The sequence below is a fragment of the Candidatus Amarolinea dominans genome, from assembly GCA_016719785.1.
GTDB classification, from domain to species: Bacteria; Chloroflexota; Anaerolineae; order SSC4; family Amarolineaceae; genus Amarolinea; species Amarolinea dominans.
This window is the reverse complement of sequence record JADJYJ010000030.1, coordinates 228,791-241,798: the sequence shown is the minus strand read 5'-3', so window position 1 is coordinate 241,798 and position 13,008 is coordinate 228,791. Positions and strand designations below refer to the sequence as shown.

The 13,008-nt window shown below is 63.1% G+C and carries 5 protein-coding genes; 2 read left to right on the top strand and 3 right to left on the bottom strand.

All coding sequences use genetic code 11. From position 1 onward, the window contains the following. Positions 1–726 precede the first annotated feature (726 nt). The 3 genes from IPM84_23545 to IPM84_23535 form a co-directional block, all read right to left on the bottom strand. A complete protein-coding gene (locus tag IPM84_23545) occupies positions 727–5,634 on the bottom strand; it encodes a hypothetical protein (protein MBK9095675.1) in 4,908 nt (1,635 codons plus the stop codon). A 750-nt stretch (positions 5,635–6,384) separates the two neighbouring features. Then, positions 6,385–7,830, bottom strand: a complete 1,446-nt coding sequence (locus IPM84_23540) for a HAMP domain-containing histidine kinase (protein MBK9095674.1) — start codon at positions 7,828–7,830, stop codon at positions 6,385–6,387. An 8-nt stretch (positions 7,831–7,838) separates the two neighbouring features. Continuing rightward, entirely contained in the window at positions 7,839–8,519 is a 681-nt protein-coding gene (locus tag IPM84_23535) for a response regulator transcription factor (protein ID MBK9095673.1), read from the bottom strand. Positions 8,520–8,747: 228 nt separating this feature from the next. Between IPM84_23535 and IPM84_23530 the strand changes: the two genes are divergently transcribed. Then, the gene (locus IPM84_23530; GenBank protein MBK9095672.1) at positions 8,748–10,319 is read left to right on the top strand and encodes a glycosyltransferase family 39 protein; all 1,572 of its coding nucleotides are present in this window, start codon (positions 8,748–8,750) and stop codon (positions 10,317–10,319) included. Between the two features lie 243 nt (positions 10,320–10,562). Then, positions 10,563–12,749: a serine carboxypeptidase gene (locus tag IPM84_23525; GenBank protein ID MBK9095671.1), complete on the top strand. Its 2,187-nt coding sequence runs from the start codon at positions 10,563–10,565 to the stop codon at positions 12,747–12,749. Positions 12,750–13,008: the final 259 nt, after the last annotated feature.

Genomic DNA, 13,008 nt, shown 5'->3' with positions numbered 1-13,008 from the left:
CGCGGCGACTGACCAAACCTAGCGGCCGACGCCGGCTGTAATGCATGCCTCCGGCTTGCGTCGTTGGCGCACCGAAGCATGATTCGTCGCAGACGGCGTCGTCACGCCAGAGACGTGACCTACGGCTGGGGCGGCAACCCGTAGGTCCGACCTCCTGGTCGGACAACGTTGAACGAGAGAAGCAGGCTCTGCGACAGACGGCGTCGTCACGTCGGAGACGTGACCTACGGCTGGGGCGGCAACCCGTAGGTCCGACCTCCTGGTCGGACAACGTTGAACGAGAGAAGCAGGCTCTGCGACAGACGGCGTCGTCACGTCGGAGACGTGACCTACGGCTGGGGCGGCAACCCGTAGGTCCGACCTCCTGGTCGGACAACGTTGAACGAGAGAAGCAGGCTCTGCGACAGACGGCGTCGTCACGTCGGAGACGTGACCTACGGCTGGGGCGGCAACCCGTAGGTCCGACCTCCTGGTCGGACAACGTTGAACGAGAGAAGCAGGCTCTGCGACAGACGGCGTCGTCACGTCGGAGACGTGACCTACGGCTGGGGCGGCAACCCGTAGGTCCGACCTCCTGGTCGGACAACGTTGGACGAGAGAAGCAGGCTCTGCGACAGACGGCGTCGTCACGTCGGAGACGTGACCTACGGCTGGGGCGAGTTGGGCGAAAGCCGAGGCACGCGTTACCGGTCCATTGTCTGAATGTTCATCATCCGGCGCTACGGGTCACAGACAACGCTCCTGCGCCCACGCATCCGCCAAGCGGGTCAGGTCGGCAATGTCAATGTCTTGATCGCCATCCAGGTCGTACTGGGCCAGGAAACCGGGCGTGGCGCTCGTCCAACCCCACTGCCCGGCCGCGGCGACCAGATCACTCAACGCGGCGGGGGTGCAGGGCGGCGCGAGCCGATAGATCACGGTCAAGCGGGCGCGCCAGGTGGGTGTGGATGGCTCATCCCAGGCGAAGAAGTCGAGATAGGTGTTGTTGGCCTGATTGGCCGCGTCGCTTTCGATGAGCAGCGCCAGCGCCTGGCCCGCGGCCCAGCCGGGCCGGTCAACCACCTCTTGCACCACGCCGGCCAGGCCGTCGAGCGCCAGCCATTGGTTGAGAATGAGGCTTGTGGGCTGCCAGGTGTACTGCGCCGCGGTGCGCGGCCGTTGCGAGGCGAGCGGTTGACTGTCGCTGAAGGCCGCGGCGTCATCGCTGGCATCGGCGTAGATGTGCAGCAGCGGCAGGCCGTTGTTCCAGAACAGGTAGCCTTCCAACGTGGCGCTGACGATGGTCGCGCCGGGCGGAATGTCCAGGCCGGTGAAGCGCAGACCGCCAAAATAGAACCCGCCCAGGCGGATATTGGTGGCGGCGGCGTAATTCACCCCGGTGCTGGTCTTGACGTGCGTATCATCGGCCGAAGCCGCAACGGCGTGTACCACCACGGTTGGCGGCGCAGAGGGCGTTGGCGTGGGGGTGACGATGGCCGTCGCCGTGCGGGTAGGCGTTGGCGTGGGGGTGACGATGGCCGTAGCCGTGCGGGTAGGCGTTGGTGTGGGGGTGACGATGGCCGTAGCCGTGCGGGTAGGCGTTGGCGTGGGGGTGACGATGGCCGTAGCCGTGCGGGTAGGCGTTGGGGTTGACGTGGGCGTCGTGGTTGGCGCCGCGCTGCCCCGGTAGGCCAAAATCAGGCCGTTGCCCACCACGTAGGCGTGTGCGGAGTCCACGTAGTGGATTTCGAGCAACATTTCGTTGATGCCGGCTTGCTCCTGCGTCCAGGTGCTGCCGCCGTTGCTGGTGCGCAAAATGGCGCCGGCATCGCCCACCGCCATGCAGTTCAACGCGTCGAAACAACTGACGCCGCGCAGGTCGCCGACGGTTGGGATCGCCTGCTGCGTCCAGTTCTGCCCGCCGTCCGTGCTCATGAGCAGCACGCCGCCGCTGGCCCATGTGCTTTCGCCGTCGCCGCCGACCACGTAGGCCCGATTGGCGGCCGGGTATTCCACGCCGAGGAAATGCGGACAGCACGGCTCCGGCGACACTTTCGTCCAGTTGCTGCCGCGATCGGCCGTCCAGAAGATCTTCCAGCCGCTGCCGGCCGCGAGGCAGCGGTTGGCGTCCAGGCACTCGACTTCCCACGGCACCGAGGTGTAACCGAGGCTGAGGCTGCGCCAATTGGCGCCGCTGTCGGTGCTTTGATAGAACCGGCTGTAGTTGCCGGTGGTCCAGAGGTCGCTGGCGCCGGCCCATTCTACCGCGTACAGATGCGCTGGCTCCAACCCGGCCATGACGGTGCTCCAGGTCGCGCCGCCGTTGGTGGTCACACGCACCTGACCGGCTCGCCCTACAGCGGCGCCCACCTGTGCGTTCTTGAAATCGAGCGCCAGGACGTAGCCCGCGCTGAAGTTGGCGCTGGTCTGTTCGACCCAGGTGTCGCCGCCGTTGGTGGTGTGCAGAACCACGCCCGGATCGCCCGGCGCCGGGTCCCAGTTGGGGCCGCCGCCCACCCAACACTCGGTGGGCGAGGCGCAACTCACATCTTGATACGCGGTGCTGGTTGGCGCCTGGCGCTGGATGACCCAGCCGAGCGCCGGCGTTTCAGTTGCGGTCGGCGTCCGGGATGGCGTGGGCGTCGGGGTGACGGTGGGTGTCCGGCTGGCCGTCGGCGAAGCGGTCGCGGTGGGGGTTGGGGTGAAGGTCGAGCCGTCCCAGGTCGCGGTCGCGCTGGGCGTCACGGTGGGCGTGGTATCTGGCGGTGCGTAGTGCAGGATACTGCCATCTTCGGCCACGGCCCAGCCTTCATTGGGGTTGACGAAGCTCAGGCTGCGGATCGTGGCCGTGATCGTGCTGCCCTGCTGGACCCAACTGGTGCCGCCGTTACTGGTATGCACGATGCGGCCGTTGGCGCCGGCCGCCCAGCCGAACGAGCTGTCCACCATGAAGATAGCCCACAAGTCGTCGCTGACGCCGCTGGCCTGGGCGTCGAAGCTGCTGCCGCCATCGCTGCTGTGCAGAATGGCGCCGTCGCTGCCGGCTGCCCAACCGCTGGCGGCGCTGATGAAGTTGAGCGCGTTGACGTTACTGGTCCCGCTGACATCGGTCGCCTGCCAGGTCGCGCCGCCGTCGCTGCTGCGCTGCACGGTCATGCCGCCGTTGGTGATCCACAGCCAGCCATCCTGGTCGGCAATGTCCCACACCGGGCCGCTGAAGCCGACCGCGCCCTGCTGCCACAGGCCGCCGCTGTCGTTGGTTTGCCAAATCTGCCCCTGCGAGCCGCCGAACCAGCCGGCCAGTTCATCGGTCATGGCGATACTGTAGAGAAACTGCCAGTATTCGGACGACTTGGGCTGCGGCCGCCAGGAATGGCCGCCATCCCGCGTCGCGAGGATGGTGCCGTAACGGCCCACCAGCCAGCCGCTGTTGGGTGAGACGAAATCGAGATCGTGAATGAAGCCGAGCGCGCCGGTGTCGGCCAATTCCCAGGTGACGCCGCCATCAGTGGTGAGCAGGAGCAGGCCGGGGCAGTTGGGATTGGGGCAATTCTGCGCGTCAGTCCGCCCGCCGGCCGTCCAACCGTGCGCGGCGTCCACAAAATCGAGCGTCAGCAGGGGCTGGCTGGCAACGGTCTGCCGAGTCCAGTAGCCTTCCATGACCGGGCCGGCCGGCGTCGCGGTGGGCGTTGGGGTCAAGGTGGGCGTTGGGGGTGACGTTGGCGTGACTGTCGGTGTGGTGGTTGGCGTGGCGGTTGGCCCGGTGCTGGTGGCGGTCGGCGTTCGTGTGGGGGTGGGTGTTGGTAGCGCGCCAGAGGCCGGGCGCACGTCTACCAGGTGAAACCATTCATCATTGCTGTCGAAACTGTCCAGATAGAAATCGGAAGCGCCGGTCAGGCTGTTCAGGAAGCGTGCGTTGTTCAGCACGAACTGCGCCGTCTGCCAGGTTTGCGTGTTCTGCTTCTGCACGTAGGCTTGACTGCCGCCCAGCGGTGTGGCCGCGGTGGCAACGCCGCCGGGGCCATCGTACAGCAGGCGCCAGCGGCCCGTGCCCACATCGGCGTAGGTCACCGAAACAGTGATGACCTGGCCGGCCGTGTTGTAGAGATAGCCATCGTCCATTTTGAAGAACATGTACGGGTTGCCGCTGGCGCGATCGGTGCGGCGGGTGGCCCATCCTTCGGCGCCGGCGGGGATAGCGCCCTGGTGGGCCGCGGTGTTGCAGACCGGCCGGCCACTGACCGGCGGGCACCAGCCCAAGCCGCTGGTGACGCTGGCGTCGTTGGTTTCGGCCACGGTACGACCGCCGGCCACGCTGTCATCCTGTTCCATGAAGTAGTCGAAATTGCCCAGTTGTGGATACCAGGAGGCCTCGTTGATGAGGCCGCCGCAGTAGTTCAGGGGCACGCGGTGTTCGCGCAGCGCCACCCAGGCGCTCGGCGCATTTTGACGCGTGGCGCCGATGTAGGGCTTGAAGCGGTTGAAGAGGGCGATGTTCTCCACCTTGTCGTACAGCCAGTTGTAGTTGGCGTCGGTTTGATAGAGCAGGGTGTAGTCCACGCGGAAGAAATCTACGTGTTTGTCAAGCCCGTTGAGAATACCCCAATAGACGGCCTGTTCGTCGCAGAGCATGTAGTCATAGGTCTCGAAGGCGATGGGTACCTGGTTGTTCCAGTTGACGATGTGATCGTGCTGACCACAGTAGGGGCAACCCGATTGATTGCCGACGATGGAGAAGTTGGAGTCAGGGTACAGGCCGTTGTTGGACAGACCGACGCCCTTGGGCGCGACGTAGTTGGCCAGGTCACGGCGTTCGGCCTCGCTGAAGGTGTAGGAGGCGTTCTGCACCAGCAGGCTCTTCTTGAGCTGTCCGCCCTCGGAAAAGGCGCCGATGTACCAATCGGCGATCGCCTTGGTGGTCGAGAGCCACAAGCTGCTGGTGAGGCCGGCGTTGGCGACGGCCGTGTGGTCGTACCAGTTGTACCACGGTTTGTCAGGATCGGTCGCGTGCAGTTCGCCGAAGGTGCCCAGGCCGATGGCGACCCATTCCAGCCGGGGGTCGTTGCGGTAACGCTGGCCGAAGGCGCTGATGAAGGTGTGGTACGGGGTCAGGTAGTCGTTGTGCCAGTAGCGGGGGATGTGCCAGGAGGTGCAGGCGCCGGTCAGGTAGTCGCAGACATCGAAGGTGGAGTTGGGGTAGGCGATCCGCACCCAGGCTGGCATCTCCAGGTAGTTGGTGCAGCAGCGGCCGTTGTAGGTGGTGATGCCTACGCCGGCCGCTTTGCCTTGCGAGGCCACGTTGTTGAGCCAGGCCTCGAACGCGTCCCATTTGTAATGACCGGCGCTGTCGTAGAACTCGCCCCAGCCCCAGGTGCGCAGACTGCCGACGTTGCCGTAGCGCTGCGGATCAATCAGGCCGGAGTAGTCGCTGGCGACATAGATGCCTGGGCGCGTTGCGGGCGGCGATGGAAAGCGCGGGGATGAATTGGCCGCGACCGCCGCGGGCGGCGCTGTCTGCACGGGCAAGGGCCGCGCACTGAGTAGGCAGGCCAGCAGAAGCAGGCCCGTGAAGGCGGATGCGAACGGCAGATGGCGAACCGGGGTCTTTGGACGAGCGTTTGGATGCAACGATGCAGGTGAACGATGCCAGGTCATGCAACTTCCTCCCAATGAGCGCAAGTATACTCACAAATCGTCCGTCCGACATGAACGATCTCTCAGAAAATGGCGCCGGCCGATGACAATCTGTTCATAGGCGAGTATAGCCGGTTGCGGCCGGCGGCTCAATGGGACAATGTGCCTTACACCGAATGAATTCGGTGTCTGATATGTGAAACCCGCTGAAGCCCACCGAATGAATTCGGTGTCTGATATGTGAAACCCGCTGGAAGCGGGTTGTGCTGGTGGAATTGGTCTTGTGAGGGTGTGGTGGTGGGGGGTGTGAATTCGTTCTCCGCACGTCTTACGAATTCAGCCCACCGAATGAATTCGGTGTCTGATATGTGAAACCCGCTGAAGCGGGTTGTGCTGGTGGGAATTGGTCTTGTGAGGGTGTGGTGGTGGGGGGTGTGAATTCGTTCTCCGCACGTCTTACGAATTCAGCCCACCGAATGAATTCGGTGTCTGATATGTGAAACCCGCTGAAGCGGGTTGTGCTGGTGGGAATTGGTCTTGTGAGGGTGTGGTGGTGGGGGGTGTGAATTCGTTCTCCGCACGTCTTACGAATTCAGCCATCACACCCAACACCAACCTGCTTTAGCAGGTTTCGGTGTATCAGACCGTGAATTCATTCACGGGGGTGTATCAGACCGTGAATTCATTCACGGGAGCGTATCAGACCGTGAATTCATTCACGGGGGCGTATCAGACCGTGAATTCATTCACGGGGCTGCTTTAGCCGTGAATTCATTCACGGGGCTGCTGCGCTCGCAGAGGCAGTGTCACGGTGAAGGTGCTGCCGCGTCCCGGTTCGCTCGCGACGCTGATGGCGCCGCCCTGGGCTTCCACCAGTTCGCGGGCGATGGAGAGACCCAAGCCGGCGCCGCTGCCGGTGCGTGAGACCTCACCGCGATAGAATCGTTCGAAGATGTGAGGAAGTATGTCGGGCTGAATGCCGGGTCCCGTGTCACGCACGTTGATCTCAGCGCGATCGGCGATCAGCCCGGCCGCGATGGTAATGGCGGTGCCGGGCGCGGTGTGGACGTGCGCATTGTCAACCAGGATCAGCAGCACCTGCGTGAGGGCATCTCGATTGCCCTGCACGTCCAGGTCAGGCGGCGGCTCGCACACGATGGTGTGCTGCGGCGCCATCAGCCTGGCCCGGCGGCAAACTTCTGCGAGCAAAGACTTCAGTGGGACGGCTTCATCGCGCAGGGCCTTGCCGGCATCCGCCCGCGCCAGCGCCAGCAGTTGGTTGACCAGGCGAATGAGGCGATCCACTTCGTCGTTGGTATCGGTCAGGACTTCGCTGCGCTCCACGGCCTCGATGGGCGGATCGCGCCGCAGCAGTTCGATGTTGCCGCGCACGGTTGTCAGCGGCGTGCGCAGTTCATGCGAAGCATCGGCCACAAAGCGGCGTTGCGACTGCAGCGCGTCTTCAAGCTGTCGGTAGCCTGACTCCAGTTCACCCAGCATGTCGTTGAAGGTGGTCGCCAGTTGACCAACCTCGTCGGCCGGCCCGCGGTGCTCCACCCGGCGGCTGAAGTTGCGCTCGGTTCCGATGACCTGGGCGGTGCGGGTAAGGCGCTGGATGGGACGCAATGCGGTCCCGGCCAACACCCAGCCCAGGGCAAAAGCCGCCAGGATGGCCAGGCTGCTGCCGGCCACCAGAATCAAGCGCAGGGTATTGAGGGTCTGTTGCGGTTGGGTCACCGGAAAGGCCACCTGCACAATCTCGATCACGTCCGCGCGCGTGGCGACAAGCGTGCTGTAGATGAGCAGCGGCTCATCCTGCACCTGCGCCGTCTCGAACCAGCCTGAGCCGGCCTGCACACTTTGCAGGCCAGCGTCGCTCAGGGGCAGGTTGACGCCGCTCAGGTCAAGCGTTTGTCCGGTTATCGTGCCGGTGATGCTGCGCGTTTGCGTCCAACGGCCTGGGAGGGTGCCGCCGGGCAGAGTCTCTGCCGGCGCTTTGGGCGACAGCGTTTGATCAGGCGCCGTGGTATCGCCAGGCGGTGGCCCAGTAGGGTGCTCATCGCGCCGGGCATAAAAATCAACCTGACGTATCAGGTTGGTCGCGATGCTGCCGTATGTCGCCCGCGTTTGGATGATGTAGAGGGTGATACTGAACGCGACCAGGGTCAAGGCCAGAATCGCGCTGTAGAAAAGGGTTAGCCGCAGTCGGATAGACATCGTGCGCCTCACGACTCCTCGCGCAAAACGTAGCCCACGCCGCGCACCGTCTGAATCAGGCGCGATTCGCCGCCGGCCTCCAACTTCTTACGCAAATAGCCGATGTACACCTCCAGGACGTTGTCCTCGCCGCCGAAATCATAGCCCCAGACCTCTTGCAAGATCTGTTCGCGGGTCAACACCTGGCGGGGATGGCGCATGAGGAAGTGCAGCAGGTCATACTCTTTCGAGGTCAGACCAAACGCACGCGCCTGCCGCTGCGTTTCACGGGTCATGGGGTTGAGTGATAGATCGGCGTAGACGAGCATTTCGTCCCTGGCGGTCACCGCGGGACGGCGCAACAGGGCGTGCAGGCGTGCCAACAGTTCGGCCGGTGCAAACGGCTTGACCAGGTAATCGTCGGCGCCGCTCTCCAGCCCTTTCACGCGCTGCTCCACGGCATCGCGCGCGGTCAGCATCAATACCAGGGTCTTGTCACCGGCCGCGCGCAGATGTTCGAGTACACCCAGGCCATCGAGACCGGGCATGAGCCAGTCGAGCACCACCACATCCGGGCGCTGCGCCTGCAGCACAGTCAGCGCGGCGCGGCCATCACCGGCGCTGAGGACACGGAAACCCTCATAGGCCAGCGTGCGTTGCAGCATCTTCAGCAGTTTGGGGTCATCATCTACAATGAGTACGGTTGCCATGTCGTATTCTGCCTGCGGTCCAAACAGTCCGGTATTGTTGCTCAAATTATACACTGCAAGCGGGAATGGACTTCACTTTTCCGCCTACGGAAACAGGCGCAATTCGTGCCCGCTTGCAGTATAGCACAATCCGTCTGAGGCGCGGTTAAGCCGATGCTGTGAAGATGCTGAGAGATTTTATCCCTTCCCATTTCCCGTGCTATGATTCCTGTGCTATGATGTTGCACCATGCTCACTCGTTACCGTTTGGCCGGCGCGGGGCCAGCGCTGGCCGCCATTCTACTGATCGCCGTTGCGCTGCGCCTCTGGGGGATCAACTTCGGCCTCCCCTACCTTTATCATCCCGATGAGCCGGGCTATGTCGCCATCGCCCAGAACATGGTCAAGACGGGCGACCTCAATCCGCACTTCTTCAACTACCCGACCCTGTTTTTCTATCTCAACTCCCTGGCGTATTTGCCCTTCTATGCGGTGGGCAGAGTGCTCGGCGTATTCCAAACGCCGGCCGACATCCCCGCCCCGATCCTCCTGGTGGGCGGTGTTGGCATGACCCCGCTGCCGGCTACCTTCTGGTTGGGTCGCCTGCTGACCCTGGCTTTTGGGACCGGCGCGGTGCTGCTCGTTTACCTGGTTGGGCGTCAGTTGTTTGGTAGTCGGCGCGTCGGCCTGCTGGCCGCTCTCCTGCTCGCCATTTCGCCAACGAATGTGACGCATAGCCGCTACATTACGCCGGATACCTTCGTGGTTTTCTTTGCCGTGTTCAGCCTGTGGGCCGCGGTCCGGGTTTATCAGCGCGGCCGCACACGGGATTACGTGCTGGCCGGCGTGATGGCGGGGTTGACCGCTGCAACCAAATACAACGGTGCGTTGATCCTGGTATGCATCGTGGCAACCCACTTTCTACGCGCCGGTTGGCGTGGCTGGCGGGATAGACGCCTCTACCTGGCCATCGCGGCCAGTGCCCTGGCCTTTGCATTCGCCACCCCGTTTGCCATCTTCGACCCTGCGAAATTCATGGCCGACTTGAGCCTGGAAGCGCGCCACTACGCGACGGGCCATGCTGGCGGCGAAGGGAACGCGGCCCTGTGGTACGTCACTTACCTGTGGCAAGCAGAGGGATTGACGGCACTGTTTGCACTGGCCGCCCTGGCGCGCGGGCTGTGGATGCGAACCAAACCCGTGATCGTGGTGGCAGCTTTCCCTGTCGCCTATTTTGTGTTCATCAGCAATTTTATGGTGCGGAACGACCGCACCCTCGTGCCGTTGACGCCCTTCCTGTTTCTGCTGGCGGCCCTCTTCCTGGTTCACGCCTGGGACTGGCTGTACCGGCGTGAGCCTGGCCCGGACATCGCCCTGCCTGGCACGCGCCCGCCCTGGGCCAGGGGCGTCGCGGGCTTGCTGCTGGCGTTGACCCTCCTCATCCCCTTGACGGGAACCATTCAGGGTGCGAACCGCCTGACCACGGTTGACAGCCGTGAAACCGCGCGCGTCTGGATTGCGCAGAACCTTCCGCCCGGCGCGCGCGTTGTCCTGGAGTCGTACGCACCCTACGTAGACCCCCAACGCTTCACCGTGCTGGGAGTCTACCGGCTCATCCTATATCCACCAGCCTGGTACATCAACGAGAAGTTCGACTACCTGGTGTTCAGTGAAGGGATGTTCAAACGGTTCTACCTCGAGCCGGAGAAATATGCGGCGCAGATTGCGGAGTACGAGGCTCTCTTCCAAGCCTTTGAGCCAATCAAGATCTTTACCGATGGTGGCTACGAAGTCCGCATTTACCGGATCATGGCTCATTGAAGCATCCCTGCCCTTGCAAGCCCCACACCGGCTGGGAAACGTTGTGTCCCTGTCAAACCCAAACGCGCGTCTTATGACCTGTATCAGTGTACGATTGGCGCGGGTCTGGCATACTGTGGCACAGTGTTCCCGACCTAATTCGAGCAAGGGATAGCCCGCGCCATCGGCCATGTGCTGTAGATGCGGCAGCCGGGAGGCCGGGCAGATCAAGATCCGTGCGCTGACGCATGGGAGGACTGAGCGATGAAGAAAATAGTTGTCATTCACATCAACGACGGCGAAAGCACAACCACCGTCGAGTTCTTGGGCCAGCCGATGGAAATCCGCCGTATCGGCTGCCACGGCGACCCCGACAAGGCCGAAGCCTTGATGAACCAGGTTGATGGCACCGTGGATGTGATCGGCCTGGAAGGCATGCCTCATTGGTTGGAGCTTGGCCCGGCACGCCGCGAACATTCCGTGGGCACACGCCTGAGCGGGATCACCACGCAGACGCCGGTCGTGGACGGCAGCGGTATTCGCGCCGGCATCGAGCGTTGGGGTGTCATTTTAGCCGACCGTGCGCAGCCCGGTATTTTTGCCGGAAAGCGTATCTTGATGGTGCCGGGCTTGAACCATGCCGGGCTATCACAATCTCTCGGCCGGCGTAGCGAACAGATGCGCTTTGCTGATCCGGAGATTTTCTTTGCCCTACCTGACATCCCTGGCGTCGGCGCCAAGTGGATGCTGGAACAAGCGGCCGCTCCCACCCTGGAGCAGTTACAGGACGCACCCTTCCGTCGCCTGCTGCCCGAAGCCGGTCATCCCGGCGTGGAGCGCAGCAAGGCGCCGTTCGAATGGGCCGATCTGCTGGCCGGCGACATCGGTACGATTCGCCGCTACGCGCCAGAGGACCTGAAGCGCAAGACGATCGTGGTGGAATCGGCCACCGCCGAAGATGTCGAAGATCTGAAGCGCCGCGGGGCCAGCATCGTGGTGACGATGATTCCGGCGCTGGTCGAAAGGGGGGCGTTAAGCCCCTGGTCGGCCACGGTGTTCGAATGTTGCCTGGTGGCCGCCAGGCGCAACCCTGACGCGCCGCTGAACGAGGACACGTATCTTGACCTGATGGCCGATCTGCAATGGACGCCGGGCGTCCGTTACTTGCAGCCGGAGGAGATGGGCCTCAATAAGTTTGCCTTCGTCATCCATCCACTCAACATTGGCTTCATTCACAAGCACGATCGCTTCCGCTGGACGAAACACCTGCCCGATGAGATCGTGGAGCCGATTGCGGCCCTGGTTCCACCCATGTACGTGGGCAAGATCACCGGCGGGCAGTCTCCCGCCACCGGGCAGAAGATCGAGGGTTATCTGATTTCGCTCGGCAGCACGCCGCGCGAGATGATGAGCAGGGACGAGAATTTCACTTACAAGAAACTGGTGCAGTCGGCCAAGATGGCCGAGCGCTTCGGTGCGCGCATCATGGGCCTGGGCGCCTTCACCTCGGTGATTGGCGATGCCGGCATTACCACTGCACATCAGTGTGACATTGCCATTACCAGCGGCAACAGCCTGACCGTCTCAGCGACGCTGGAAGCGGCCAAGCAGGCCGTCATCAAGATGGGCGCGACGGACCTGACCAAGGGGAAGGCGATGGTCATCGGCGGCACCGGCTCCATCGGCTCGGTCTGTGCGCGCTTGATTGCGCAAGCCATCAAGGACGTGGTGTTGGTTTCGATCGAGCCGGAGCGATTGATCGAATTCAAGCGCATGATCGAGGAGGAGACGCCCGGCGCGCAGGTGACGATTTCGACCCGGGCCGGCGACCTGGTGGCTGACTGCGATCTGATCATCACCGCCACTTCGGCTTTCGGCCAGCGCATTGTGGACATCACCAAGTGCAAACCCGGCGCGGTGATCTGCGACGTGGCTCGCCCGCCCGACATCAGTGAGCAGGAAGCCGCGCTGCGCCCCGACGTGCTGGTGATCGAATCGGGCGAGGTGCTCATTCCGGGCGACATCAACATCACCTACGACATCGGCCTGCCGCCCAAGACCGTCTACGCCTGCCTGGCGGAAACTTCACTGCTGGCCATGGAAGGGCGCTTCGAGGACTACACGCTGGGGCGCAACATCACGATGGAGCGCGTGAAGGAAATCTACCGGCTGTTCAAGAAGCACGGCTACCAGTTGGGCGGTCTGCGTTCGCACGGCAAATTCGTGACCGAAGAAGAAGTGGCGCAGAAGCGTGTGCAGGCCGATTACTGGCGTGCCCATCCCGCAGAGTTCAAGGCCATGCAGAAAGAAGCCGGCGCCAAGCTGGAGAAAATTCCACGCATGTCGAAGGGCGTCAAGACCAAGCAGAACTCGCTCAAGCAGTGGGGGCCACTGGCAGCTGTCGCCGGAGTCATCGGCGGGCTGATGCTGGCGGGGCGGGGGAGGAAGTAGGGGGAGAGATTGGAGACCGGAGATTGGAGATTGGAGATCAGGGGTGGGGGAAGTGTGTGGGTCTCCAGTCTCTGATCTCTGATCTCCGGCCAACAGGGTGGACGATGTTACATTATTGTCAATGGCAAGCGTGGCATCACACCGGAAACGGCTTGGCTTTTTGCACAGGCCTTTGGCACCACCCCAGAGTTTTGGACAAATCTCCAAGCCAATCATGATTTGGCCAAGAAGCGTCCGCGCCGTGAAATTATGCAATCAC